The organism is Sulfurimonas sp. HSL-3221 (assembly GCF_021044585.1).
GTDB lineage: Bacteria > Campylobacterota > Campylobacteria > Campylobacterales > Sulfurimonadaceae > Thiomicrolovo > Thiomicrolovo sulfuroxydans.
This window is the reverse complement of record NZ_CP087998.1, coordinates 2001905-2025614: the sequence shown is the minus strand read 5'-3', so window position 1 is coordinate 2025614 and position 23710 is coordinate 2001905. Positions and strand designations below refer to the sequence as shown.

The following is a 23710-nucleotide window of genomic DNA, read 5'->3' as shown; positions in this document are numbered from 1 at the left end:
GAATGACAGTAACAGAAGCATTGGCTGAGATCCGCCGCGGTACGGCGGAGATCATCGACGAGGAGCGTATCGAGACGCTGGTAAAAGCGGCCCTGGAAGAGGGGAAAACTTTCAGCGTCAAAGCCGGGTTCGACCCGACGGCACCGGACCTGCACCTGGGCCATACGGTCCTGCTCAACAAGCTGGCCGCTTTCCAGCGCATCGGCGGACGCGTCCAGTTCATCATCGGCGACTTTACGGCGCAGATCGGGGACCCGACCGGCAAGAGCGAGACGCGTAAAAAACTGCTCCCGGAGCAGATCGCCGAAAATGCCAAGAGCTACAAGGAGCAGGTCTTCAAGATCCTCGACCCCGAGAAGACGGAGGTCCTCTTCAACGCCGACTGGATCAACCCCATCGGCGCGGCGGGGATGCTGGAGCTCACCACCCTGATGAACGTCGCGCGGATGCTTGAGCGCGACGATTTCGAAAAGCGCTACAAGAGCGGTACGCCCATCTCCATCAGCGAGTTCATCTATCCGCTGCTTCAGGGCTTCGACAGCGTGCACCTTGACAGCGATATCGAGATCGGGGGAACGGACCAGAAGTTCAACCTCCTCATGGGTCGCCACCTGCAGCGCGCCTACGAGAAGGGCAAAGAGCAGGCGGTGCTGATGATGCCGATCCTCGAAGGCCTCGACGGCGTTCAGAAGATGAGCAAGAGTCTCAACAACTATATCGGCGTCGCCGACTCCCCGGGGGAGATGTTCGGCAAAATGCTGAGCATCTCCGATGACCTGATGTGGCGCTACTACGAACTGCTCAGCCACAAGAGCCTCGCCGAGATCGCGCAGCTCAAAGTCGACGTCGAGGAGGGCAAGGCCCATCCGAAAAAGGTCAAAGAGGCGCTGGCGATGGAAATAGTCGAACGCTTCCACAGCGCAACGGATGCCGAAGCGGCGAAGGCGGAGTTCGACCGGGTCCACGCCAAGAGCGAACTGCCGAGCGACATGCCCGAATTCGAGCTCGACGGACCGGTCTGGATCGCCAAAGCGCTACAGGATTGCGGGCTTGAGGCATCTACATCGCAGGCCCGGCGCGACCTTAAGCAAGGAGCCGTTAAAATGGACCAGCAAAAAGTGGATGACGAACAGCTTCAGCTCGAAGCCGGGGAGTACATCCTTCAGGTGGGCAAGCGCAAGTTTGCACGCGTAAAGGTGAAATAGATGAGCTTCGAACCGCTGAAAATCGGCAAATACACCATTGAAAAACCGATCGTTCAGGGCGGTATGGGCGTCGGCATCAGCTGGGACCGTCTGGCCGGCACCGTTTCCAAAGAGGGCGGCCTCGGCGTCATCAGCGCCGTCGGGACCGGGTATTACGAGCAGAAAGAGCATGCGCACAAACTCGTCTCCGGACGCCCGCTGGACGTGGAGAACTTCTACTCCAAAGAGGGACTCACGGCTATCGTCAACAATGCACGCAAGATCTGCGGCGACGCGCCGCTGGCGGCGAACATTCTCTACGCCATCAACGACTACGGCCGTGTCGTACGGGACGCCTGCGAAGCGGGAATCGACATCATCATCACCGGGGCGGGACTGCCGACGAACATGCCGGAATTCACCGAGGGGTATCCCGATGTGGCCCTGGTACCGATCGTCTCCTCGCCGAAGGCGCTCAAGATCATCTGCAAGCGCTGGGAGAAGCGTTACAACCGCCTCCCCGACGCCGTAATCCTTGAAGGCCCCAAGAGCGGCGGCCACCAGGGCTTTACCTATGAGCAGTGCTCCATGGAGGAGCATCAGCTCGAGAACCTGGTCGCTCCGGTCGTCGAAGAGGCGGCCAGCTGGGGCGAAATCCCGGTCATTGCCGCCGGCGGTATCTGGGACAAAAAGGACATCGAGGAGATGATGGCGCTCGGTGCCAAAGGGGTACAGATGGGGACCCGGTTTATCGGGACCTACGAGTGCGACGCCCACCCGAACTTCAAGAAGGTCCTCCTCGAAGCAAGAGAGGAGGATATCCACCTCATGAAATCCCCGGTCGGTTACCCGGCCAGAGGGGTGCGTACGAACCTGAGCAGCCTCGTCGAAACCCGCACGGGACCGGCGATCAAGTGTATCTCGAACTGTGTCGCCCCCTGCGAACGCGGGGTTGAGGCGAAAGCGGTCGGTTTCTGCATCGCCGACCGCCTCAGCGACGCGTATGAGGGGAATACGGAACTGGGCCTCTTCTTCTCCGGTACGAACGGCTACCGGATCACCGAACTCATCAGTGTCGCCGACCTGATGAAAAAGCTGACCGAAGGCGAATAGGTCGCAATGACGTTGAAGCGGCTCCGCGCAATCGTCACGGCTCTTATGCTGACCGCGAATACCCTCAGCGGTATGAACCTCTCCCAGGCGGAGACGGTGCTTCAATCCAATAAACAATCCGAAATTTTCCAGGCATATGATACGTTCAAGTCCGCCTATATGGACGCCACGGTTGAAGGGGACGCCGCTAAAAAACGGCGTGCACTGGAGGGGATCGTTGCCAGCGGAAACAAACTGCATATCGACGTCAGCGACTACCGCAACAAGCTCAAAACGCTGCCGGCGCCTGCAGCGGACGTCAAACCGGCCCCGGTCGCGGAGCCGGTCGCAAAGCCGGAACCGGCATCCAAAGGCAGAGCGAAAGCGCCGAGCATCAAAGGGCAGAACCGCCTGGAAGAGGTCGAATGGGACAGCGGTAACCTGGTATTCCGTTTTGAAAAGACGCTTTCGAACAAAGATGTCAACTTCTTCAAGCTGAAAAAGAGCGGCAAGCACGGCTACCGCTATGTCCTCGATATCCATGCGGTGCTGGACGAGTCTCATACGCTGACCCACCGTGACCTCAAGCGTATCAGCCTGACCCAGTACAAACCGCAGACCATCCGCCTGGTTTTGGAAAGTTCTAAGGCACTTCCGGTACGCTTTGCCAAAGCGGAGAAGACGTTGACGGTACGTGCCGGGCTCTCCGGGGTGACGTCGCCAAAGCACGTGCCCGTGACAAGCCCGGGCCAGGCCCGCAACAAAGAGCGGGTGATCGTGATCGACCCGGGCCACGGAGGCAAGGACGGCGGGGCCGTCGGGCACAACCGTTACAAGGAAAAGGAGATCGTCCTTTCCCTGGCGGCAAAGATGGCCTCACGTTTGCGCGAACGCGGCTACACCGTCTACATGACCCGCAGCAAGGACAAGTTTATCAAGCTGCGCAACCGTACGGGCTACGCCAACAAGAAGAAAGCGGACCTTTTCATCTCCCTGCATGCCAACGCCGTGCCCAAAAGCAAGGCGCGCAAAGCGTACGGCATCGAGACCTACTTTCTCTCCCCGTCACGTTCCAAACGGGCGACGAACGCCGCGGCCCTGGAGAACAAGGCGGAAGTCGAGGATATGGATTTCTACGGGAAAAGCACCTTCCTGAACGTCCTCAACTCCGAGAAGATCGTCGCATCGCATAAACTGGCAATCGACCTGCAGTCTAGCGTGCTCTCTTCGCTGCGGGCCCGTTACAAAGAGGTAAAGGATGCAGGGGTCAGAGAGGGACCGTTCTGGGTTCTGGTCGGTGCACAGATGCCGGCGGTCCTCGTCGAAATAGGCTTTATCACTCACCCTAAAGAGGCGGTACGGATTCACAGCAATACGTATCAGGATTATTTTGCCAGGGGCCTGGCGGAGGGTGTAGAGCGCTATTTCGCGAAAAACCGCTAGGGCCCTATTCGCTTTTCTGCGGCAGTTTCCCGGAGACGGATTCGCGTTTGGCGATCAGGGACTCGATCTGCGTTTTGACTTTGTCATAGCGGAACTGCTCTTTGAAGCCCTGGATACGTCCGCCGGAGGCGTTGGGGTGTCCACCGCCGCCCGCCCACTCCTTGGCGATGAGGGAGACATCGACCTGGTTGTTGGCGCGCAGGCTCATCGTCCCGCGGGGGCTGATGTCGACAATGAAGTCATACTCCGGGTAGGCGACGAGGAAGCCGTTGCCGATAATGGAGGTGTTGCCGACGGCATAGCTCAGAAAGCCGCGGTAGCCCTTGTAATAGATCGTCATCTCTTTGCGCTTCGCCCCCATCAGGGAGACGATGTACTTCGTCACCAGGTTGTCGAGGGTGTTGTTCTCATTCTCGCGGAAAAACCCCTTCTTCATCAGATGGATCTTCTCGTCCAGCACGATCGGGGCGTCGGGCAGAGCGATCATCGCTGCGGCTTCGGTCAGCAGGCTCAGCTTGTAGGCGCGGTCCTGCTCCGCGAAGAGGGTGCGCCCCAGCTCGCGGGTCTCGCTGACGAGGCGCATGAGCACCTTGCCGTATTCGAAATTCTCCGTTTCATCCTGCAGCCAGAGATCGACGGCGTTGACGACGGCGACATAGGCCTCCATCCACGCAGGTTCCTCCTGCAGCCAGCCGTGCTCTTTGGCGAATTCGTAGGTGATCTTCGTCGCGCTGCGATCCGTGTCGAGCGTATACCATGTATAGCGGGCCGCACTCTCCTTGCCGCTGCCGTGGTGGTCGAGCAGCTGCAGGGTGATTTTTTTGCCCGATTCGTTGAAGCGCTTGACCTCGGCGTCGAGCCAGCGGGATTCGTCGGGGGTCAGGTTAAGATCGGTGACGAGGATCATCGCCTCGGATTCGTGCGCGATTGCCTCGACGATCTGGCGCAGGCGTTCGGGGACCTCTTCGCCGTAGTTGGCGTTGTAAAAATGCATGGTGTGGGGCGTGTGCTGCAGCACCAGCTGGCAGCTGTAGCCGTCGAGGTCGATATGGGAGAGATGGTAAATGGTCACAATGGCCTTTCTTGGGTTACTGTTCGATCAGGTCGGCGAGGGTGAGTTTCTCGAGGAAAGTGTCGATCTTGTCCTGGAGCCGGTTGACGACGGGCCAGATCTGGCAGGTGGTCGCTTTATCGGAGGGGCAATCTTTTTGGGATTTGGAGCAGTCGAAAACGGAGGGGTTCTTCCCCTCGGCGGCGCAGGTAATGTCCCTGACGGTGATGTCGTGCATATCCTTGGCCAGGGCGAATCCGCCGTTGGCGCCCTTGAAGGAGTTGAGAATACCGTTGCGTGCCATCGACTGGAGGATCTTCGCGAGAAAGCTTTTGGAGATATCGAGTTCCTTCGAGAGGGTATCGGCATCGAGGGGCTTCTCGGCCTTGGCCAGGACGATGAGCGAGAGCAGGGCGTATTCGCTGGCACGGGTGATGAGCATGGCGTCACTTTCCGATCCCATGGTGCAGGAGATCTGGTTTAATTAAGAGAAATTATATCCGATTACCCTAAAGCGTAGCTCAAAAAAAACGACTATAGAGGAGAAGTTTAGTAAAAAGCGCCGGCGAGCCGTCCGGGAAGATTGCCAAAACAGAAAACATTCGCTATAATTTCGCCCTTGTTCGATTGTGAACGAAAAATTTATTATACCCTCAGGAGGCTATTATGGCTTTGGATGCGGCGAAAAAACAAGAGATTGTTAAAAAATTCGGACGTAACGAAAACGACACCGGTTCTTCAGAAGTGCAGATCGCACTGCTCAGCACACGTATCGCTGAACTGACTGAACACCTCAAAACTTTCAAGAAAGACCACGCGTCACGCCTCGGTCTGCTCAAGCTCGTCGGTCAGCGCCGCCGTCTGATGCGTTACTTCAAACGCACAAACCGCGTAGCATACGACAAACTCGTTGCCGATCTCGGTATCCGCGACAACATCTAACGAGCTTCTACTTTTCCGGCTTCGGCCGGAGACCTCTTTTTTACTTTTTCAATAACCGACATTACTTTTTGAACACTCTCCATGGCATATGCCCATGCAGTACGCTGGCGTTTCAGGGCTTTTAATCCGTGACGGATCCGTTTTATTGGACCCCAAAGATCTCTTTGGCCCGTTCCAGATCCTCCGGCGTGTCGATGCCGAAGCCGGTGCTGGCGACCTTGACCATGCTGATGGGAAGCCCGTGGTGGACGGCGCGGAGCTGTTCGAGCTTTTCGATGTCCTCGATCGGCGCGTCGTCGAGGGCGCAGAAGGCGTGGAGGCTCCTCTTTGTGAAGCCGTAGATGCCGATATGGCCGAAGTAGGTGGCCCCGCCGCCCCGGTTGTAGGGGATCATTGAACGGGAGAAGTAGATGGCGTCATGCTTCGCGTTCACGACGACCTTGACGAGGTTCGGGTCGTCGGCGGCTTCGGCGTTGACGGCGTTGTAGCAGCTGCCCATGACAAAGGGGCGCCCCTCCGCCTTGAGGGCAGTCAGGCGGTCGATCAGCAGGGTCAGGACCTCCGGCTCGATAAAGGGCTCGTCGGCCTGGATATTGATGACGAGTTCGTCATCGGGGATGTCGAGCAGCTGGGCGCATTCGTTGATGCGGTCGGTGCCGCTTTTGTGCGTCGTCGACGTGAGCATCGCTTTGACGCCGTGGGCTTTGCACACCTCGATGATGCTCTCATCGTCCGCGGCGACGACGACATCGTCGAGGTGGGCCACCTGACGTGCCGTGCGGACGACCATCGGCAGTCCGCCGATATCCGCCAGAACTTTTTGCGGGAAGCGGGTGGAGGCAAGACGGGCGGGGATGATGATCATGCGAATCCTTTCTTTTGGGCGAGAACGCCGCGGCACTGTATAATGACGGAAATTATATCGACGGGGGGACTAAATGCTGCTTTACCAGCCGCAGGAGGGGTACTGTTACAACAGCGACTCGATCTTCCTGTATGACTTCATCTCCTCTTTCGCGCCGCGGGGCCGTATGCTCGACGTGGGGGCGGGCTGCGGCGTCGTCGGGCTGCTGGTGGCCCGCGACAACCCGAAAGTGCGGCTCGAGGCGGTGGAGAAACAGGACGCTTTCGTGCAGTACGCTTCGAAGAATGCGGAGGTGAACGGGATCGACTACCGGGTCCACCACACGGATTTTCTCGCCTTCAAGGACCCGGAAGGGTTTGAGTACATCGTTTCCAATCCCCCCTTCTACCACGAGGGGGCCTCGCGTTCGGAGAATGAGATGGTGCACACGGCGCGCTACAACCTGCACCTGCCCATCGACGCGTTCATCTCCCATGCGGCAAAACTCCTGCGCCCCCAGGGGCACCTGCTGCTTTGCTACGACCCCCAGCAGTTCGCCCACCTCTGCGCCGCCTGCGAACGCGCCAAATTAAGAGTGGTTGATGTACAATTCGTTCATTCGAAACCGGATCGCAATGCGACCCTGGTGATGCTGCACGCCCGGAAAAACTCCCGTTCGCTCATGCGCGTCCGGCCGCCGATTTTCGCCTTTGACGAAGATGAGTTTTCCGCCAAGAGCCTGCAGGTCTACCGCGATGCAAGGACGCACAGTATAAAATGCACCCTATGATAAAAGAAGACGGCTACCCCTACGCGTTCGACCCCTCCGCCTGCGCCGGCTGCGGCGGACGCTGCTGCACCGGTGAAAGCGGCAATATCTTCGTCTCCCCCGACGAGATCCAGGCACTGGCCGCGGCCCTGGAAATGGAGGAGCCGGACTTCCGTCGTACCTACCTTGAAAAGCGCGGTTACAAGTTTTCGCTCAAGGAACGGATCGTCGGCATGTCGCACGACTGCGTCTTTTTCGACCGGGAGACGAACGGCTGCCGCGTCTACACGGCCCGCCCCGCCCAGTGCCGTACCTTTCCCTTCTGGGAGTATTACAAGACCCGCGTCGATGAGCTCAAGCGGGAGTGTCCGGGGATCGTCGATGTTTAAACGTATTACCTGCACGGCCCTTTTGCTGCTCTTTTTCGCAGGCTGCAGCCTGAAAGAACCGACACTGTCGCCGCAGACGAAGGCGTTCGAGGAAGAGGACGCCTACGCCCTGTTTGCCCTTGACGCGGAGGCGCACGGGCAGTACGCGACGGCGGCGCAGCTCTATGCGGTGCTCTACGAGAAGGCGCCGCGGCTTCCCTACCGGGACCACTTTTTTGAAAACCTGCTGCATGCGAAACAGTATGACGATGTGCTAGAAAATGCCCAGATGTTCGAGGAACAAGAGGGATTCAATGCCCAGATAGAGCGTTACCGGATCCGGGGACTGCTCGGCAAGGGTGAGGTCAAAGCGGCCGAACAGGCGGCGCTGGTACTGTTGGAGAAGACGAAGGCAAAGCAGGATTACATCGGGGTCTCGGAGATCTACGCGCGCCAAAAGCAGTACAACACGGCGCTGCGCTACCTGGAGAGCGCCTACGACCTCGATTACGACGAGGCGGTCCTCGACCGTATGGCGGTTATCCTCTACGTCAATCTCGACCGCCAAAAAGACGCCATCGCCCAGCTTGAAACCCACATCCGTCTCCACGGTTGTTCCCAGCGCATCTGCAAACGGCTTGCCGGGCTCTACAGCGAGCAGAACAACGTCGAGGGGATGCTGGGGACCTATCTGCGGCTTTACAGCAACTATCCCACCCAGGATGTCGCCGATGCGATCGCCCGCATCTACAGCTATCAAAACGACATGGTGCATCTCAAACAGTTCCTGGAACAGCACCATTCGGATGATGCCATGCTGCTGAAGCTCTATATCAACGCCAAGGAGTACACCGCCGCCTCCGAACTGGCACAGAAGCTTTACGAGCAGAGCGGCGATGCGACCTACCTGGGACAGAGCGCCATTTTCGCTTTTGAAGCGGCCGAGGACAAAACGGATCCGAAGCTGGTCGCGGAGATCGTCGACAAACTGAAGACGGCGGTCAAGAGCGAAAAAGACTCCCTGATGCTCAACTACCTGGGATACCTGCTCATCGACAACGACGTCGATCCCGCGGAGGGGATCAAGTATGTCGAGGCGGCCCTGCGGCAGGAACCGGGTTCGCCTTTCTACCTCGATTCGCTTGCCTGGGGCTACTACAAACTCGGCCAGTGCCGCAAGGCCGACGCCACGATGAAAGAAGCCCTTAAAGCGATGGGGGGCGAGCGTGACCCCGAGCTGGACAAACATGTCAAAGCCATTGAGGAATGCATGAAACGTTTACGTAAAACAACACAAGGAAAGCAATGATTCTGGATGAGATTATCGCGAAGACCAAAGAGGACCTCGCCCGCCGCGAAAAGGAGTATAGCATGGATTGGCTGGGGCGTTCCCTCGCCTTCAATGCTCGTGCGCCGCGGCCGGTCATCCCGCATCTGCAAGCGACGGAAGCGGAGCCCTACCGCATCATCTCCGAAGTGAAAAAAGCGAGCCCGTCAAAGGGCGTGATCCGCGAAGACTTTGACCCGGTGGCCATCGCGCAGGCCTATGAGCGCGGGGGTGCGAATGCCATCTCCGTGCTCACCGAACCGCACTATTTCCAAGGCAGCCTGGACTACCTCGCGGAGATCCGCCGGTACGCGGCCATTCCGCTCCTGCGCAAGGATTTCATCGTCAGCAAGTACCAGCTGGTCGAAGCCCTCGTCTACGGCGCGGATTTCGTCCTGCTGATTGCCAAGGCGCTCTCGCGCAAAGAGCTGAAAGAGCTGCTTGACTACACTCGTCACCTGGGGATGGAGGCGTTGGTCGAGATCCACGACAAGGCGGACCTGACCAAGGCGATCTTCGCCGGCGCCGACATCATCGGCATCAACCACCGCAACCTCGAGACCTTCGAGATGGATATGGAACTGAGCTACAAGCTTATCCCGCTCATCCCGAACAACAAGATCATCGTCGCCGAGAGCGGCATCTATGAATACGGCCAGCTCGAAGATCTCGGCAAAGCGGGCGTCGACGCCTTTCTTGTCGGGGAGTCGCTGATGCGCCAGGACGATGTCGAAAGTGCGTTGCGCTGCCTGAAAACGGGCGAGGGGTGCCCGAAATAATCCCCCTCAAATTCCGGTAAGAGCCGGATAGAAAAGATCCTGCTAACGTCTCAATGCATCATGCCGCTGACGGGCATGGTCGCCGTCAATGCCCCCCGCCCATCAACTCCGATGCTTCCATCACAACGACGACACCCGAAGGGTCATACGCCTGGACGATCTGCCGGACGCTCTGGACTTTATTGTTATCCACGATGAGCATCAGCAGCCGCCGTTCGTCCCCCGTGTGGAGCGTCGTCCCTTCGAGAATGACCCCGCCTTCGTGCCCCAGTTTGTGCAGGAGGTGGGCTTTGAGGGTTTCGGCGTTCTCCGAAGAGATATGCAGCACTTTTTTGGAGGGGCGGCCGGAGAGGATCAGGTTGATGCCCCTGGCGCTGATGTAGACGCCGACCAGGCTCCAGAGCATGCTGTCGAGTTTCGGGAAGACGAATCCGGCCGAGAAGACGATCAGGGCATCGAGCGCGATGATGAGATCCCCCTCCTTCCAGTGGGTCCTGTGGGCGATCATGCCGGCGATGATGGAGGGGCCGCCGGGCGATGCGCTGGCTTTGACGATCAGCCCCACCCCCAGGCCGATAAGCATCCCGCCGAAGACGGCGCCCAGCAGCGGTTCCTGTGTCAGGGCGGGGAGCTTCAGCATCTCCAGAAACATATCCGCCGACATGGCGATGACGACGATGGCGAACACGGTCCGAAATGCATATCCCCGGCCGATGAACTTCATGCTCATGAGCACCATCGGGATGTTGATGGAGAGCATGATCGTCCCGATGGAGATGCCCGTAAAATAGTTGACCAGGATGGCCATCCCGGGGGTGCCCCCGGAGGTGATATGGTTGGGCACAAGGAAGAGGGTGACCCCCGCCGCCAGTACCATACCGCCGATCAGGATCTGCAGGTAGCGTCTCAGCTCTTTTATGATTTTCGTTGTCATGACTTTTCCTTGGTGAACATACTATCGGACAGTGCTCGGAACTCTGGACGGCAGAAAGGTGTCGTGAAGAGAGGGTTGGGACCGCTCCGTCCGGGAAATGACGGAGCGGGAAAATTTATGAAAGGAGTGTTTTAACGCAGCTGCTGATGCGTTTGCCGTCGGCCTGGCCTGCGAGCTCTTTGCTGGCCATTCCCATGACCTTGCCCATATCTTTCATCGTGCTGGCACCGGTTTTTTCGATGATCGCCTTGACGGCGCTTTCAAGCTCGGCGTCGTCGAGCTGTGCCGGAAGGTAGGTTTCGAACACGGCGATCTCGGCCATCTCTTTGTCGTACAGCTCGTCGCGTCCGGCGTCCTTGTACTGGGCCGCCGCGTCGTTGCGCTGCTTGATCTGTTTTTGGATGATGGCGATGACATCGTCGTCGCTGAGCTCCTTGCGTTCGTCCACCTCGATCTGTTTCATGGCACTGTTGAGCAGTCTCAGCGCGTCGCGGCGCTGGACCTCCTTGGCTTTCATCGCTTCTTTAATATCGTTTCTGATCTGGTCTTTGAGCTCCATAAATTATCCTTTGCATGTGATGGCGACATTATACCCGCCTTAGATAAGCCTAAAAGAAGACGCCTTCTATCACGGCTTTTCATATTATTAACCCTTATGCTATAAAATGGGGACAATTGGAGTGGAAAGGAGTCCCGTGAAGCTTTTCAAGAAAGAGTATATGAACATCTATTTTGTGACGGCGGTGCTGGTGGCGGCGTTTGCTTTTATGGCAATCAGTACCTGGGACATCGTCGGCGACGTCAACGAGCAGACCAGTGCCGATCTCGCCATCGACCGGCAGGTCGACGCCTGCTGGGACGAGAACAACCTCGACAAGTAGCTCAGGCTTTCGTACGGCTGAGCATCAGCGTGCCGAGCAGGACACTGAGGGCACCGAGAAAAACGATGGTGTAGCCCGTCGGCAGGTCGAAGGTGTAGGATGCGGCGATCGCCGCGGCGCTGAATGCCCAGCCGAAGACAAAGGCGAAGCCCAGCGGCGGGAAACGCTTCTGCATGGATGCCATAAAGACCGGTGCGATCAGCAGCGTAAAGACGACGAGCACGCCGGCAAGCTGGACGGATGAGGTGACGGTGACGGCAAGCATGACAAAGAAGAGCAGCTCCTGCATGAACCCGTTAAGACGCGGGTAGAGCTGCCATATCAGAAGCCCCAGCAGGGCATAGACGCCGCTGCTGTAGAGCACGTGCTTCATCGGCGTGAAAAGGATATCGCTCGCCAGCAGCGCCTTGAAGTGCTCCATCCCCTCGGCGGAGTTGGCCAGGACCATCATAACGCCGCTGGCACCCAGGACGTAAAGAATCCCGATAAACGCCTCCAGGTGCAGGTTCCTGTGCGATGCGAACGCGATGAGCACAGCGCTGAACAGGGCGCTTCCGAGGGTGAGCACATAGAGATACTCCCCGTGAAAAAAGCCGAGGCTGACGGCGCTGCCCAGCGCCGCGAACTGTGCGATGGCGAGGTCGGTGAAGATGATGCCGCGCTCGAGCACCCCTTTGCCGAACCAGGCGTGAATCATGACGAGCACGAAGACGAGCAGCAGCGGCGGCAGGAAAATATCAATCATCGGTGAGGGCCTTTGTCAGATAGTCAAACAGGGCGGTGAGGGAGTCGACAGACTCCAGCGCCCCGATATCGTGGGGCATCAGGATGACCCTGATCCCGGTCTTGTCCCGGATGTATTCCGCGGTCTTGGTGGAGTGGTAGACGTCGTGCAGAATGCAGCAGGGATGCTCGGCGCGGATTTTCCCGATCACGTCGAGGGTATGACGCGGGGAGGGCGGGATGCCCGGCAGCGGCTCGATCGTGGCGATGTTTATGAGGCCGAAGGCCTTGTTGAAGTAGGCGAGGTTGTCGTGGAACTGCACGACTTTCATCCCCTGTTTCGGCGCCATGACCCGTGTCCAGCGCTCGAGATTTTTCCCCCATTCCGCATTGAAATTTTCCAGGTTCTTTTCATAAATGCTTTTGTGCTCCGCATCGATTGATGCCAGAAACAGCGCGATCTGCTTTGCCAAGAGCGGGATGTTGTGCGGATCGAGGTGAAAATGGGGATTGCCGGCAGGGTGGATATCCCCGTTGGCCCGGTCGACCTCGCTCGGTTTGTTGATTAGCTCGATCCCCTGTGCCAGGTTCAGAAAGGTCGGCGCAGAGGGGTTGACCTTGGGGTTGTTTCCGCGCCGGATCAGCGGCGGAAGCCAGCCGATCTCCAGCTGCCCGCCGTTCATGATCAGTGCATCGGCCCGGCGCATCTTGGCGATGAGGGAGGGGCGGGGAACGACGAAGTGGGGATCCCAGTTCCCCTTGGCCAGCACGACGGTCGTGACGTGGTCACCGCCGACCGCCCGTGTCAGTGCGCCGATGTAGGGGTAGGTGACGGCGATATTGAGGTGGGCAAGGAGCGCGGCGGGCAGTAGAAGGATAAAAAGCAGTTTTTGCATGTCAAACCTTAGTAATTAAATGTCGCCTCATACTAAGCGCCGAGGGCACGCGCCCGAAGGAACTCCCCTCGGAGGATGGGTCTCTCGGCAGGGGAGACCCGGTATTGACACTGCGGCCGGGAGACCACCCCTGTCGCAGCGTCAACGGCCTAAAAGTCGTGGGCCGCGTGCGCCCCGATGGCAATATTGGCCTGCAGCATAATCGTATCGACGCTTTGGCGGTCGCCATCCTCGTTATAGAGGGCCATGTTGTGATTATACTGAAGACGGAAACGGCTGAACTCGCTGGGGTGGTACTCCACCATGGCGCTGATCCGCTCAAAGCTGTTCTCCATCTCCTGGGCTGTACCGTTCTTCGTGACATCGTTTTGATAGATATTGTCGTAGCGGACGCCGGTGCGCCAGTTCATGTTGTAGGCATAGACGAGCTGGGTGTAGTAGCCTGCCTGCTCTTTGCGCAGGGAGACCGAGGTCGTCGTATTGGCATCGGGCTGCGCATACTGGGTGCCCTTCATGTCGCGCATCATCCACTCGCTCTGCCAGGTCAGGAAGCTGTAGGAGTCGAAGTAGTGTTTGACGGTCAGGTCGGCACCGTAGAGCGAACTCATACCCGAAAAGGCGTGGGGCGTTTCATCCTCGAAGTGGTCAAGCCGCGAGGTGCCGCGTGCGTAGGAGATGCCGGGCATAACGGTCGTCTCGCCGATATCAACGGCGGTTTTTGCATAGGCGACAAAGAGGGCGGGCGCATCGGCCGATTCGGCCAGCGGCGCGGCATCGGGGTCGGTCGCGGTCGGGTCGGCGATGCTGGCGGTGCCGAACATCATCTCGTTCTCGCCCTGGAGTACCTCGCCTCCGAACATCAGGTAGGTCTCCGTCGGAGCGACCCACTGCAGTTGGACCCCCTTCTCATTGATGCCGTGATCACCGAGGAAGGCCTGATAGACGAGCGGCATGTCCCCGAAATCCCAGTAGTGGTGGTGCTGAGAGTTGAGACGGCCGAAGTTGGAGAGCAGTTTCCCCCCGCGCAGACGCAGGCCGTAGGGGAGAGCGGTCGAGGTGAAATAGGCCTCTTCGATCTCGACGCCGTTTTCGCTGAAGTGGAAGGTGCCGTCAAGGGTGAAGTAGGGGTCGACGGAGCTCGAAAGCACCAGTTCGCCGTAGTTGAGATTAAAGCCGTTGTAGGCGTTGTAGGTGGCGTGGGAGTGCCCGTCGTGGGCGTGGGCCCCCATGATGCCGTGGGCGACACCGGGGATCTCGTAGTGGGCGATCTCGTCATCTGTCTTGTTGCGGGTGACGTAGGATGCATCGAGGATCAGAGAGATGTCCGGAATAAACTTGGACTGTTCGAAGGTGCGCTTTTCGACCGGGAGGATCGTGGCGGCATCCGCGAAGAGCAGTGCGCAGAAAAGGGGCAGGGAGATAAAAGTTTTTTGCATTATATAGACTCCGTTTAATCAGTGCACCCGGGTTGGATTTGTGATGGGTGCTGCATAGTGCTATGGTTTTTTTGTAGGGATTAAACGAAGCGGGGAGGGGCCCGGGCCGGAACGAAATGGAGGGCAAAGCTGCTGTGGGCTTCGGCGGCCGGGCAAGGCTCTTCAGTGTCATGGAAGAGGATAAACGGCTCGAACGGTTTGACGATATCGGGTGCTGCCGCGTGGGCGGCGACGGTACAGACGGGACAGTGACTCCCGTCATGGTGCGCACTGAGGGTGTGCAGCGCTTCGCCGCTGAGGGCGACGAGGAACAGCAGTAAGAGCAGCAGGCGTCTGGTTCGCATGCGGCATTATAGCGCACCGCCGATCTCCCCGAGGCGTATCAAATGTGATAAAAATGCTATATAACAATTATATTTATAAAAAATTAATATATCGGTGCTACCATATTGTTTATTGTTTTTAAAAAGAGTAAATATGAAAATTTTTCCGGCAAAAATCCTGGTCGTTGACGAGTCTCCGAAGCACATCGTCACCGTCAGGGAACTGTTCGCCAAAGAGGGGTGCAGCGTTTTGGGGGCAGAGAACGAAGACGCGGCAATGGCGATAGCGGGCGCGCTGAATATCGACCTGATCCTGCTTGACGCGACGGCGAAGAGTATCGATGGCTACGGGATCTGCAAGCGGCTGAAATCGGAAGCCAAGACCCAGGAGATCCCCGTCATTTTTACCGGGATGATCCCGGGGGCGCAGGAGATTAAACGCAGTTTTGAAGCCGGCGGTGCGGACTGCATCGTCAAACCCTTCAATCATTCGGAACTCTATGCGCGGGTCCGGACGCACCTGGAGTTGAGAAAACATCGGGAACGGCATGCTGAAGAGACGGAGGAGGATCTGATCTACACCCTGGCGTATGTCGGGGAGCTCCGTTCGCAGGACAAGGGACATCTCAAAAGAGTCGCGGGGTACAGTGCGCTGCTCGGCGAGCTCTACGGACTCCGCCCGGAAGCCGTCGAGATGCTGAAGATGGCATCGGCGATGCATGATATCGGCAACGTCATTGTTCCCGAGCGGATCCTGAACAAACCTCTGCCGTTAGAGGCCAAAGAGCGCGAGGCGGTGGAACACCATACGCAGTGGGGGGCCCACATCCTCAGCCGCACCAAGCGGCCCGTGCTGAGGGCCGCAGCGATCATCGCCGCCCAGCACCACGAAAAGTTCGACGGGAGCGGCTACCCGAAAGGGCTGAAGGGGGAAGATATCCATATCTTCGGGCGCATCGTCGCCGTGGCGGACGTGTTTGACGTGCTGCTGAGCAAACGCAGCTATAAGGAGGAGTGGCAGGTGAACAAGGCGCTGGCCTATCTCACCGAAGAGAGCGGCAAGCATTTCGATCCGAAACTGGTAGAGCTCTTTGTCGATAATCTTTGGCAGTTCCTGGATATACGCCAAAAACATGGGGCGTGATCAGAATTTGATCCAATCCTAACCGCTCCTCTGTTAAAATTCCGTCAATGAAATACATGGGCTGCAAGCCCGAAAAAAGGCGAAACGGAATGAAAAGAGCACTGCTGAGCGTCAGCGATAAAAGCAATATCGTCGAATTCGCGGCGTCCCTGGTGAAAAACGGCTATGAGATCATCTCAACGGGCGGGACGTTCAAGATGCTGAAAGAGGCCGGTATCGCGGCCATCGAGATCGATGAGGTCACCAAATTCCCGGAGTGTTTCGAGGGGCGCGTCAAAACCCTCAACCCCTACATCCACGGCGGCATCCTGCATCGCCGCGACAAGCAGTCGCACCTGGACCAGGCGGCAGAGCTGGGCGTCGAGCCGATCGACCTCGTCTGCGTCAACCTCTACCCTTTCAAGGCGACCATCGAGCGTACGGACGACTTCGAAGAGATCATCGAGAACATCGATATCGGGGGGCCGGCGATGGTCCGCTCCGCCGCGAAAAACTTCGACAGCGTCATGATCGTCACCGACCCCTCCGACTATTCGCTGGTCCTTAACGCCATCGAGAATGATGAGAACAGCGTCGAGTTCCGCCGCAGCCTGATGATCAAAGCCTACGAGCACACGGCGGCCTACGACAGCATGATCGCCAACTATATGAACAAGCGTTTCAACGACGGTATGGGGGCGAAGCAGTTCGTCGTCGGCAAGAAGGTGATGAATACGCGCTACGGCGAGAACCCGCACCAGAAGGGTGCGCTGTACGAGTTCGAGGAGCATTTCAGCAAGAACTTTACGACCCTCAAAGGCGAGGCGAGCTTCAACAACCTGACAGACATTAGCGGCGCGGTCAAGATCGCCGCGGCCTTCGGCGACGAAAATGCCGTCTGTATCGTTAAGCACGGCAACCCGTGCGGCTTCGCCATCCGCGACAGCCTGCTTGACGCCTATACCGAAGCGCTCAAATGCGACCCCGTTTCCGCCTTTGGTGGCGTCGTCGCCGTTAACGGTGTCGTCGACAAGGCGCTGGCGGAGAAGATGAACGAAATCTTCCTTGAGGTGATCATTGCCGGCCGTATCACGGCGGAAGCTCAGGAGGTGTTTGCGGCGAAGAAGCGCATCAAGCTTTTCGAATACGGCAGCGACAAGATCGTCCTCGCCAACGATGCCGTTGACTTCAAACACATCGACGGCGGGTTTGTCTTCCAGGATGCCGACAAGGTGGCAGCGGATGAGATCAGCAACGCCGAGCGCAAAAGCAAACTGAGCGCGGATGCGGTGGCGATGAAAGATGCGGAGATCGCCTGGAAAGTCGCGTCGCTGACAAAGTCGAACTGTGTCGTCTACGTCAAGGACGCGGCAATGGTCGCCGTCGGTATGGGGATGACCTCGCGCGTTGACGCGTCGCAGTGTGCGCTGAAAAAAGCTGAGGCGATGGGCCTGGACGTCACCGGTGCCGCGCTGGCATCCGAAGCCTTCTTCCCGTTCCGCGACTCCATCGACGCAGCGGCGGCCGCAGGCGTCAAGACGGTCATCGAACCGGGCGGCTCCATCCGCGACGACGAAGTCATCGCCGCGGCAGACGAGTACGGCATGGCGCTCTATTTCACGGGTGTCCGCCACTTCCTACACTAAACCCTCTGCGGCTCTGGCCGCATATGCTCTCGTAAACCTAATCCCTCATATACATCATGGTAATTTTTGTTCCCTTTCTTCTTTGCTCGCACAAAGAAGAAACCGAACCCGAAAGAAGAAAATGCGAAAGGCTGCCGCTTTCGGGATATGCCATGCCGAGGTGATCCGCCTGACACGCTAATGATCGTATCTGACTTGACAATAAAGGAGGATTATATGCTGTATTTAGTACGTAAAAATGCTTGATTTTTCGATGTTGTTTTGATGGATTTTTTCTGGAAATGTTTTAGGAAGAAAGTCTCTCGATGGTCGGGGTGACAGGATTCGAACCTGCGGCCTCTTCGTCCCGAACGAAGCACGCTACCAGTCTGCGCCACACCCCGAGGGCCGAAATTATACTACCGCAAACTTAAAAGTTTCATAAAGTGCGATAAAACAAACCTTGATTGACATCGACTCAACTTATATGCTATAATCACTGCTAAAAATAAAATATATAACTAGGTAACACTGCATGAGCAAAAGCCTTTATGAAACCCTTGGCGTCAATGAAAACGCGACCGAATCGGAAATCAAAAAAGCCTACCGGAAGATGGCGCGCCAGTACCATCCCGATGTGAACAAGTCCCCCGAAGCGGAGGAGAAGTTCAAAGAGATCAATGCCGCGTACGAGGTCCTGAGCGATAAAGAGAAAAAAGCGCAGTACGACCGTTTCGGCGACCAGATGTTCGGCGGCCAGAACTTCCAGGACTTTGCGCGCGCCCAGGGCGGCAATGTCGACCTCGACGAGATCCTGCGCCAGATGTTCGGCGGCGGGGGAGGCTTCGGCGGTTTCGGCGGCGGAGCCGGGGGTGCAGGCGGTTTCGGAGGCTTTGGCGGTTTCGGGGGCGGCGGTTACCAGCAGCCGGTCAACCTCGACCTGGAGACCTCCATCACCGTGCCGTTCCAGACGGCTATCCTCGGCGGCAAGCACCAGGTAAACGTGGAGGGGGAGAGCTTCGACATCAAGATCCCCGCGGGGGTCAAATCGGGCGAGAAGCTCCGCGTCCGCGGCAAAGGGCGCAAACAGGGCGGCAGCGCAGGCGATCTCTACCTCAAGATCAACATCGCCACCAACCCGGAATACGAGCGCGACGGCGACACGCTGATCAAAACCTTCGACGTCCCGCTCTACGCGGCGCTTTTCGGCGATAAGGTGAGCGTCAAGACGCTGGAGAAGGAGATTACCCTCAAAGTACCGCAGAACACGAAGAACGGGCAGCGTTTCCGTGTGAAAGAGATGGGGGTAATGAACCGAAAAAGCAACGTACGCGGGGACCTCTACCTTGTCGCGAACATCATCCTGCCGAACGTGGACGACCTTGATTCAGAGTTGACCGAGGCGATGAAAGCGCAACTACCTAAGGAGTAAGCCATGCATACGTACGACGAACCGGTCTACCTGATCAGCATCGTGTCGAAGATCCTCGACATCCATCCGCAGACCCTGCGCCAGTATGAACGTGAAAACCTTATCACCCCTTCGCGTTCGGACGGCCGGATTCGTCTCTACTCCCAGCGCGATATCGACCGCATCAAGCTGATCCTCCGCCTGACCCGCGAAATGGGCGTCAACCTTGCCGGCGTCGATGTGGCGCTGCGCCTCAAGGAGCAGATCGATACGATGGAGCAGGAGATTGCCGAGCTGCGCTACCAGCTGGCCCAGGCGAAGCAGAGCACCAGCGTACCGCCCGAGAAGGCGCTGGTGACGAAAAAAAGCATCTACGAAATGATCATCTTCGAAGAGAAGTGATCTCCCCTTTTCTTTTCCCTACTACTCTTTCAGGCGGGCGATGTCCGCACCGATCAGGCTGAATTTCTCTTCGAGCGCCTCATAGCCGCGGTCGAGGTGGTAGATGCGGTGGATGTTCGTCTCACCCTCTGCCACCAGCGCCGCCAGTACGAGGGCGCTTGAGGCGCGCAGGTCCGTGGCCATGACATCCGCGCCGAAGAGCGCCGAGGGGCCTTTGACGGTGGCGGTATTGCCTTTGAGTGTGATGTCGGCGCCGAGGCGCTGCAGTTCGCTGACATGCATGAAGCGGTTTTCGAAGAGGCGCTCTTCGACGGTCGACGTCCCTTCGGCCTGGGTACAGAGCGCGAGGAACTGCGCCTGCATGTCCGTCGGGAAGGCGGGGTACTCCATGGTCGTGATGTCAACAGGTTTCAGGGTCTGCACAGGCAGGACGGTGATCGTGTCCTCTGTCGTTTCGATCCCTACGCCCATCTCTTCGAGTTTGCCCAGGACCGCTTCGAGGTGGTCGGGACGGACATTTGTCAGGGTCAACGGCGAGCGTGAAATGGCCGCGGCGCAGAGGTAGGTTCCCGCTTCGATACGGTCGGGGATGACGGCGAAGGAGGCGATGTCGACGAGTTTGCCCCCGGTGCCCTCAATGACAAGTTCGGAACTGCCGATCCCTTCGATGGCGACCCCCGCATCGCGCAGGATCTCGCAGAGCTGGACGACTTCGGGTTCGCGCGCGGCGTTCGTGATGGTACTTTTCCCTTTGGCCAGAGCGGCCGCCATGACGATATTGGCCGTGCCGGTGACGGTGATCTTGTCGAAGAGAATGTGCGCACCCTTGAGGCCGTCGGGGGCTTCGGCGCGGACGTAGCCGGCATGGATGGTGATCTCCGCGCCCATATGCTCCAGCGCTTTGAGGTGCAGGTCGATGGGACGCTGCCCGATGGCGCATCCCCCCGGAAGGGAGACCTCGCAGTGGCCGAAGCGCGCGAGCAGCGGGCCCAGTACGAGGATGGAGGCGCGCATCGTTTTGACGATGTCATAGGTCGCCATCGTGTGGTTCACGGGGCGGGTATCGATGGTGACGCGGTTGCCGTCGAGTTCAAACGCCGCACCGAGGTTGGTCAGCAGTTTGAGCAGGGTCTTGATGTCGACGACGTGGGGCAGGTTTGTGACGGTTACCGGCTTTTCGGCAAGGATCGTCATGGCGATCAGCGGCAGGGCGGCATTCTTGGCGCCGGAGACGGCGACGCTGCCCTCCAGGGTTTTCGGTCCGTTGATCTTGAAATAATCCATATCACCTCACAGGCGCGATGCGCCAAAGTTTTTGCTGATTATAAAGCACGGTTGGTTAAACTGCTATGATAATGCAGTAGATGGCTTGTGTGTCGAGCATCTTAATGTTATCGCTCGCGAAGGTGACGTTCTAAAAGCGCGACGGTGCGCGCCCGGAGGAAGTACCCTTGGGGTGCGGGCCCTCCGCCGAGGATGAACGAAGGAAATGCCGGGGCGGAACAAAGCGTTAGCGTAGGTACGGGGGCTTTTGCTCCCGGAGCGTATGATATGGAAAGGAGCGCAGACGTGTCAACGGCACTGGATCGTCTGAAAAACCTTACGGCAAAGATTTCAAGCTACGAAGTCGCACGCAAGGAGAACATGGCTGCGCTCGAATCCCTCTACCACGCCCTCGGCGTCGATGAAAAGGTGCCCGAATTCGCGGATCTTTTTGAATTCAAGGCGATGAACCTCGCCGGGATCTCCCTTGCCGAAGATACGCTGGGCACGCCGCACGAAGGCAAGTATGTCCAGATCATCGCCATCACCTACGACCGCGAGGCGAAAGTCAGGAACAAGAACAGTTCGCTGGCCTATTTCGGGCGCGCCGAAAAGCTCGAATCTTCCCAGCGTGACGCCGTCGTCGCCTTTGTGCTGCGCTGGCGCTTTGAGAAGAGTTTCCGGACCCTTGAACACTACCATACGCTCCTGCAACGGTTTTGATGCTCTGTTATCTTGACGTCGAGACGACCGGTGTCGAAAAAAAAGACCGCATCTGTTCGGTGGGGATAATCCTCGAAGATGAGGGCAGGTACGAGACGCTCTATGACCTGGTCCGGCCCCCGAAAAAGGTGCCGCCGGCGGCGATGGCGGTCCATCACCTGACCAACGAGATGCTCGCGGAGGCCCCTGAGTTCGATGCGACCGGCGCGGCGAAACGGCTCGAAGCCCTTAACACGCCCGAGACGATCCTTGTCGGTCACAATCTCGCGTTCGACCTCGAGATGCTCTCCAGGGAGGGGGTGACCTGGCAGGGGGGGATGATCGATACGCTCAAATGCGTCAAGCATCTGCTCGGCGGCGAGATCGAGCACTTCTCCCTGCAGTACCTGCGCTACGAACTGCGGCTCTACCGCGAAGAGCAGGCCCTTGCCGACGAACTGGGTATTCCCCTGAACGCCCACCATGCGCTCAGCGACGCCCTGCACACGCTGCTGCTGCACCGCTACCTGGAAGCGATGGCGGACAACGAGCGGCTGATGGCGCTGACGACGGAGCAGGCGCTGGTGCACAAGCTCACCTTCGGCAAATACGGCGGCAAATTCATCGAAGATGTCGCCCGCCGGGACCCCGGCTACCTGGAGTGGATGCTCCGCAGCCTCCCGGACCTGGACGAGGATCTGCGCTACAGCATTGAATATTACATGAACGAGGTGCGAGGATGAAACCGCTGACAAAGAAGATCGTGGGAGGCAAGTACAAGGGCAAGCTGCTGAAGCTGCCTTCCAAAACGACGACGCGCAGTTCCAAGGGGATCGTGCTGGAGTCCTATTTCAACACCCTGCAGTTCGAGATCATGGACAGTGTCCTCGTCGAGCTCTTTTCCGGCAGCGGTTCCATCGGCCTTGAGGCGCTGAGCCGGGGGGCGAAACGCATCATTTTCATGGAGCGCGACCGCGACGCCCTGAAGGTGCTGCGAAGCAACATCGCCCAGACCGATCCCGCGGCCTGCGAGGTGATCGCCGGCGATACCTTCGAGACGATCGCTCAGACGATGGCACGTCTCAAGCAGCTTAGCGCGCCCGCCTATTTCTTTATCGATCCCCCCTTCTCCATTCGGGAAGGGCACGAGGATATCTACGACAAAATGCTCGGCCTGATCGCGAAGCTGCCCCGCGAATCGGTCAAGCTGATCACCATAGAGCATATGAGCGGGCTCGAGCTGCCCGACGCGATCGGCTCCTACAGTCTGCAAAAGCGCAAGAAGTTCGGTAAGACTTCGCTGAGTTACTATCTGTAAATATAGTTGGCTATACTTGCGTCCAATCCAATAAAAGAGCCGCCATGGAGTACTGGAACCACATCTACGAACATTTCAATCCCGTCGCCTTTTCGCTTTTCGGCCTGCCGGTGCACTGGTACGGGTTGATGTACGTCCTGGCCCTGGTCGCCGCACTCTACGGGGCAAAATGGTACGTGCGCCGGGACGGGGTCCCCGTCGACACGCTGACGCTGGACGCCTATTTCATCTGGGTCGAGATCGGCGTCATCCTCGGGGCACGGCTGGGGTACATCCTCTTCTACGATCCCGACACGGCCTACTACCTGATGCACCCGTGGCAGATCTTCAACCCGTTTAAAAACGGCGAGTTCGTCGGCATCCGGGGGATGAGCTATCACGGGGCGGTCATCGGCTTCTTCATCGCTTCGGCTCTCTTCAGCAAACGCCACCACATCCATTTCGGCCTGCTGATGGACATCGTCGCCGTCGCCGTTCCTATGGGGTACGTCTTCGGGCGCATCGGCAACTTCCTCAACCAGGAACTTGTCGGCCGTGTGACCGAGGTGCCCTGGGGGATCTATGTCCACGGGGCGCTGCGCCACCCGTCGCAGCTTTATGAGGCGGTACTGGAGGGCATCGTCGTTTTTGCCGTCATCTGGCTCTACCGCAAACACCGCCGCTTCCGCGGGGAGCTGATCCTGCTTTACGGCTTTGCCTACGGTGCGATGCGTTTCGCGGCGGAGTTCTGGCGCGCCCCGGACCCGCAACTGGGCTTTATCTGCTGTGGCTGGATGACGATGGGGCAGCTGCTGAGTTCTCTGATGATGGCGGCGGCCGTCCTGCTCTGGCCGCTCTTCTATGCCGTCGGGAAAAAGCGGAGTGCCCGCTAAGA

General features: G+C 58.2%; 27 protein-coding genes and 1 tRNA gene. 17 read left to right on the top strand and 11 right to left on the bottom strand.

The window, feature by feature from the left end:
* Positions 1 to 2: 2 nt before the first annotated feature.
* The 3 genes from tyrS to LOH54_RS10410 are packed head-to-tail and all read left to right on the top strand — an operon-like array spanning position 3 to position 3719.
* The gene (gene tyrS, locus LOH54_RS10420) at positions 3 to 1205 is read left to right on the top strand and encodes a tyrosine--tRNA ligase (RefSeq protein ID WP_231019000.1); all 1203 of its coding nucleotides are present in this window, start codon (positions 3 to 5) and stop codon (positions 1203 to 1205) included.
* Entirely contained in the window at positions 1206 to 2297 is a 1092-nt protein-coding gene (locus LOH54_RS10415) for a nitronate monooxygenase (RefSeq protein WP_231018999.1), read from the top strand.
* Positions 2298 to 2303: 6 nt separating this feature from the next.
* Positions 2304 to 3719 carry an N-acetylmuramoyl-L-alanine amidase family protein gene (locus tag LOH54_RS10410; RefSeq protein ID WP_231018998.1) on the top strand — a complete coding sequence of 472 codons (1416 nt, stop codon included), beginning with the start codon at positions 2304 to 2306 and terminating at the stop codon, positions 3717 to 3719.
* A 4-nt stretch (positions 3720 to 3723) separates the two neighbouring features.
* On the opposite strand, the gene LOH54_RS10405 is transcribed toward LOH54_RS10410, so the two are convergent.
* Positions 3724 to 4791 (bottom strand): DHH family phosphoesterase, encoded by a 1068-nt coding sequence (locus LOH54_RS10405; protein WP_231018997.1) that lies wholly within the window; start codon positions 4789 to 4791, stop codon positions 3724 to 3726.
* Between the two features lie 16 nt (positions 4792 to 4807).
* A complete protein-coding gene (locus tag LOH54_RS10400; protein WP_231021237.1) occupies positions 4808 to 5212 on the bottom strand; it encodes an RrF2 family transcriptional regulator in 405 nt (134 codons plus the stop codon).
* Between the two features lie 224 nt (positions 5213 to 5436).
* Here LOH54_RS10400 and rpsO point away from each other — a divergent pair, with 224 nt between their 5' ends.
* Positions 5437 to 5712, top strand: a complete 276-nt coding sequence (gene rpsO / locus LOH54_RS10395) for a 30S ribosomal protein S15 (RefSeq protein ID WP_231018996.1) — start codon at positions 5437 to 5439, stop codon at positions 5710 to 5712.
* Between the two features lie 142 nt (positions 5713 to 5854).
* Here rpsO and kdsB read toward each other — a convergent pair whose 3' ends face one another.
* Positions 5855 to 6577, bottom strand: coding sequence for a 3-deoxy-manno-octulosonate cytidylyltransferase (kdsB, locus tag LOH54_RS10390; protein ID WP_231018995.1), 723 nt, complete (start codon positions 6575 to 6577; stop codon positions 5855 to 5857).
* A 73-nt stretch (positions 6578 to 6650) separates the two neighbouring features.
* Between kdsB and LOH54_RS10385 the strand changes: the two genes are divergently transcribed.
* Genes LOH54_RS10385 through trpC form a run of 4 tightly spaced genes read left to right on the top strand, consistent with a single transcriptional unit; the run spans position 6651 to position 9799 of the window.
* Positions 6651 to 7346, top strand: a complete 696-nt coding sequence (locus LOH54_RS10385; RefSeq protein WP_231018994.1) for a tRNA1(Val) (adenine(37)-N6)-methyltransferase — start codon at positions 6651 to 6653, stop codon at positions 7344 to 7346.
* Entirely contained in the window at positions 7343 to 7714 is a 372-nt protein-coding gene (locus tag LOH54_RS10380; RefSeq protein WP_349636715.1) for a YkgJ family cysteine cluster protein, read from the top strand. Before LOH54_RS10385 ends, LOH54_RS10380 begins: the two co-directional genes overlap by 4 nt.
* On the top strand, positions 7707 to 9002 hold the full coding sequence (locus tag LOH54_RS10375; RefSeq protein WP_231018992.1) for a tetratricopeptide repeat protein: 1296 nt from the start codon (positions 7707 to 7709) through the stop codon (positions 9000 to 9002). Before LOH54_RS10380 ends, LOH54_RS10375 begins: the two co-directional genes overlap by 8 nt.
* Complete coding sequence (trpC, locus tag LOH54_RS10370; RefSeq protein WP_231018991.1) at positions 8999 to 9799, top strand: indole-3-glycerol phosphate synthase TrpC; 801 nt, start codon at positions 8999 to 9001, stop codon at positions 9797 to 9799. Before LOH54_RS10375 ends, trpC begins: the two co-directional genes overlap by 4 nt.
* 85 nt (positions 9800 to 9884) lie before the next feature.
* Here the strand turns inward: trpC and LOH54_RS10365 are convergent, their stop codons facing one another.
* Positions 9885 to 10733 (bottom strand): YitT family protein, encoded by an 849-nt coding sequence (locus tag LOH54_RS10365; RefSeq protein WP_231018990.1) that lies wholly within the window; start codon positions 10731 to 10733, stop codon positions 9885 to 9887.
* 115 nt (positions 10734 to 10848) lie between these two features.
* On the bottom strand, positions 10849 to 11292 hold the full coding sequence (locus LOH54_RS10360; RefSeq protein ID WP_231018989.1) for a GatB/YqeY domain-containing protein: 444 nt from the start codon (positions 11290 to 11292) through the stop codon (positions 10849 to 10851).
* A 136-nt stretch (positions 11293 to 11428) separates the two neighbouring features.
* Between LOH54_RS10360 and LOH54_RS10355 the strand changes: the two genes are divergently transcribed.
* On the top strand, positions 11429 to 11614 hold the full coding sequence (locus LOH54_RS10355; protein ID WP_231018987.1) for a hypothetical protein: 186 nt from the start codon (positions 11429 to 11431) through the stop codon (positions 11612 to 11614).
* A 1-nt stretch (position 11615) separates the two neighbouring features.
* Here the strand turns inward: LOH54_RS10355 and LOH54_RS10350 are convergent, their stop codons facing one another.
* The 4 genes from LOH54_RS10350 to LOH54_RS10335 all read right to left on the bottom strand — a co-directional run bounded on the left by LOH54_RS10350 (position 11616) and on the right by LOH54_RS10335 (position 15013).
* Positions 11616 to 12359 (bottom strand): ABC transporter permease family protein, encoded by a 744-nt coding sequence (locus LOH54_RS10350; protein ID WP_231018985.1) that lies wholly within the window; start codon positions 12357 to 12359, stop codon positions 11616 to 11618.
* A complete protein-coding gene (locus LOH54_RS10345; RefSeq protein ID WP_231018984.1) occupies positions 12352 to 13233 on the bottom strand; it encodes a metal ABC transporter substrate-binding protein in 882 nt (293 codons plus the stop codon). The genes LOH54_RS10350 and LOH54_RS10345 overlap by 8 nt, the downstream gene beginning before the upstream one ends.
* A gap of 149 nt (positions 13234 to 13382) precedes the next feature.
* Positions 13383 to 14669 (bottom strand): hypothetical protein, encoded by a 1287-nt coding sequence (locus tag LOH54_RS10340; RefSeq protein ID WP_231018983.1) that lies wholly within the window; start codon positions 14667 to 14669, stop codon positions 13383 to 13385.
* An 80-nt stretch (positions 14670 to 14749) separates the two neighbouring features.
* Positions 14750 to 15013 (bottom strand): hypothetical protein, encoded by a 264-nt coding sequence (locus tag LOH54_RS10335; RefSeq protein WP_231018982.1) that lies wholly within the window; start codon positions 15011 to 15013, stop codon positions 14750 to 14752.
* Positions 15014 to 15146: 133 nt separating this feature from the next.
* Between LOH54_RS10335 and LOH54_RS10330 the strand changes: the two genes are divergently transcribed.
* The gene (locus LOH54_RS10330) at positions 15147 to 16136 is read left to right on the top strand and encodes a response regulator (protein ID WP_231018981.1); all 990 of its coding nucleotides are present in this window, start codon (positions 15147 to 15149) and stop codon (positions 16134 to 16136) included.
* 89 nt (positions 16137 to 16225) lie between these two features.
* On the top strand, positions 16226 to 17761 hold the full coding sequence (gene purH, locus LOH54_RS10325) for a bifunctional phosphoribosylaminoimidazolecarboxamide formyltransferase/IMP cyclohydrolase (RefSeq protein WP_231018980.1): 1536 nt from the start codon (positions 16226 to 16228) through the stop codon (positions 17759 to 17761).
* A 306-nt stretch (positions 17762 to 18067) separates the two neighbouring features.
* Here the strand turns inward: purH and LOH54_RS10320 are convergent.
* A tRNA-Pro gene (locus LOH54_RS10320) sits at positions 18068 to 18144 on the bottom strand.
* A gap of 131 nt (positions 18145 to 18275) precedes the next feature.
* On the opposite strand from LOH54_RS10320, the gene LOH54_RS10315 reads away from it, so the two are divergent.
* Positions 18276 to 19172, top strand: coding sequence for a DnaJ C-terminal domain-containing protein (locus LOH54_RS10315; RefSeq protein ID WP_231018978.1), 897 nt, complete (start codon positions 18276 to 18278; stop codon positions 19170 to 19172).
* A 3-nt stretch (positions 19173 to 19175) separates the two neighbouring features.
* Positions 19176 to 19553, top strand: coding sequence for a heat shock protein transcriptional repressor HspR (locus tag LOH54_RS10310; protein ID WP_231018977.1), 378 nt, complete (start codon positions 19176 to 19178; stop codon positions 19551 to 19553).
* 21 nt (positions 19554 to 19574) lie between these two features.
* On the opposite strand, the gene murA is transcribed toward LOH54_RS10310, so the two are convergent.
* Positions 19575 to 20837 (bottom strand): UDP-N-acetylglucosamine 1-carboxyvinyltransferase, encoded by a 1263-nt coding sequence (gene murA / locus LOH54_RS10305; protein ID WP_231018976.1) that lies wholly within the window; start codon positions 20835 to 20837, stop codon positions 19575 to 19577.
* Positions 20838 to 21122: 285 nt separating this feature from the next.
* On the opposite strand from murA, the gene LOH54_RS10300 reads away from it, so the two are divergent.
* Genes LOH54_RS10300 through lgt form a run of 4 tightly spaced genes read left to right on the top strand, consistent with a single transcriptional unit; the run spans position 21123 to position 23708 of the window.
* On the top strand, positions 21123 to 21539 hold the full coding sequence (locus tag LOH54_RS10300) for a hypothetical protein (protein ID WP_231018975.1): 417 nt from the start codon (positions 21123 to 21125) through the stop codon (positions 21537 to 21539).
* Positions 21539 to 22261 (top strand): exonuclease domain-containing protein, encoded by a 723-nt coding sequence (locus LOH54_RS10295; protein WP_231018974.1) that lies wholly within the window; start codon positions 21539 to 21541, stop codon positions 22259 to 22261. The genes LOH54_RS10300 and LOH54_RS10295 overlap by 1 nt, the downstream gene beginning before the upstream one ends.
* The gene (gene rsmD, locus LOH54_RS10290; RefSeq protein ID WP_231018973.1) at positions 22258 to 22836 is read left to right on the top strand and encodes a 16S rRNA (guanine(966)-N(2))-methyltransferase RsmD; all 579 of its coding nucleotides are present in this window, start codon (positions 22258 to 22260) and stop codon (positions 22834 to 22836) included. Before LOH54_RS10295 ends, rsmD begins: the two co-directional genes overlap by 4 nt.
* Before the next feature lie 44 nt (positions 22837 to 22880).
* Positions 22881 to 23708 carry a prolipoprotein diacylglyceryl transferase gene (lgt, locus tag LOH54_RS10285; protein WP_231018972.1) on the top strand — a complete coding sequence of 276 codons (828 nt, stop codon included), beginning with the start codon at positions 22881 to 22883 and terminating at the stop codon, positions 23706 to 23708.
* Positions 23709 to 23710: the final 2 nt, after the last annotated feature.

Bases quoted from the DNA above. Each gene is read 5' to 3' on its own strand.
- LOH54_RS10350 (WP_231018985.1), bottom strand. From the start codon at position 12,359: ATGATTGATATTTTCCTGCCGCCGCTGCTGCTCGTCTTCGTGCTCGTC.
- LOH54_RS10315 (WP_231018978.1), top strand. From the start codon at position 18,276: ATGAGCAAAAGCCTTTATGAAACCCTTGGCGTCAATGAAAACGCGACC.
- LOH54_RS10330 (WP_231018981.1), top strand. From the start codon at position 15,147: ATGAAAATTTTTCCGGCAAAAATCCTGGTCGTTGACGAGTCTCCGAAG.
- kdsB (WP_231018995.1), bottom strand. From the start codon at position 6,577: ATGATCATCATCCCCGCCCGTCTTGCCTCCACCCGCTTCCCGCAAAAA.
- purH (WP_231018980.1), top strand. From the start codon at position 16,226: ATGAAAAGAGCACTGCTGAGCGTCAGCGATAAAAGCAATATCGTCGAA.
- LOH54_RS10365 (WP_231018990.1), bottom strand. From the start codon at position 10,733: ATGACAACGAAAATCATAAAAGAGCTGAGACGCTACCTGCAGATCCTG.
- trpC (WP_231018991.1), top strand. From the start codon at position 8,999: ATGATTCTGGATGAGATTATCGCGAAGACCAAAGAGGACCTCGCCCGC.
- LOH54_RS10400 (WP_231021237.1), bottom strand. From the start codon at position 5,212: ATGCTCATCACCCGTGCCAGCGAATACGCCCTGCTCTCGCTCATCGTC.
- LOH54_RS10360 (WP_231018989.1), bottom strand. From the start codon at position 11,292: ATGGAGCTCAAAGACCAGATCAGAAACGATATTAAAGAAGCGATGAAA.
- LOH54_RS10345 (WP_231018984.1), bottom strand. From the start codon at position 13,233: ATGCAAAAACTGCTTTTTATCCTTCTACTGCCCGCCGCGCTCCTTGCC.
- LOH54_RS10310 (WP_231018977.1), top strand. From the start codon at position 19,176: ATGCATACGTACGACGAACCGGTCTACCTGATCAGCATCGTGTCGAAG.
- LOH54_RS10410 (WP_231018998.1), top strand. From the start codon at position 2,304: ATGACGTTGAAGCGGCTCCGCGCAATCGTCACGGCTCTTATGCTGACC.
- LOH54_RS10380 (WP_349636715.1), top strand. From the start codon at position 7,343: ATGATAAAAGAAGACGGCTACCCCTACGCGTTCGACCCCTCCGCCTGC.
- lgt (WP_231018972.1), top strand. From the start codon at position 22,881: ATGGAGTACTGGAACCACATCTACGAACATTTCAATCCCGTCGCCTTT.
- rpsO (WP_231018996.1), top strand. From the start codon at position 5,437: ATGGCTTTGGATGCGGCGAAAAAACAAGAGATTGTTAAAAAATTCGGA.
- LOH54_RS10375 (WP_231018992.1), top strand. From the start codon at position 7,707: ATGTTTAAACGTATTACCTGCACGGCCCTTTTGCTGCTCTTTTTCGCA.
- LOH54_RS10340 (WP_231018983.1), bottom strand. From the start codon at position 14,669: ATGCAAAAAACTTTTATCTCCCTGCCCCTTTTCTGCGCACTGCTCTTC.
- LOH54_RS10415 (WP_231018999.1), top strand. From the start codon at position 1,206: ATGAGCTTCGAACCGCTGAAAATCGGCAAATACACCATTGAAAAACCG.
- LOH54_RS10335 (WP_231018982.1), bottom strand. From the start codon at position 15,013: ATGCGAACCAGACGCCTGCTGCTCTTACTGCTGTTCCTCGTCGCCCTC.
- LOH54_RS10385 (WP_231018994.1), top strand. From the start codon at position 6,651: ATGCTGCTTTACCAGCCGCAGGAGGGGTACTGTTACAACAGCGACTCG.
- LOH54_RS10295 (WP_231018974.1), top strand. From the start codon at position 21,539: ATGCTCTGTTATCTTGACGTCGAGACGACCGGTGTCGAAAAAAAAGAC.
- murA (WP_231018976.1), bottom strand. From the start codon at position 20,837: ATGGATTATTTCAAGATCAACGGACCGAAAACCCTGGAGGGCAGCGTC.
- rsmD (WP_231018973.1), top strand. From the start codon at position 22,258: ATGAAACCGCTGACAAAGAAGATCGTGGGAGGCAAGTACAAGGGCAAG.
- tyrS (WP_231019000.1), top strand. From the start codon at position 3: ATGACAGTAACAGAAGCATTGGCTGAGATCCGCCGCGGTACGGCGGAG.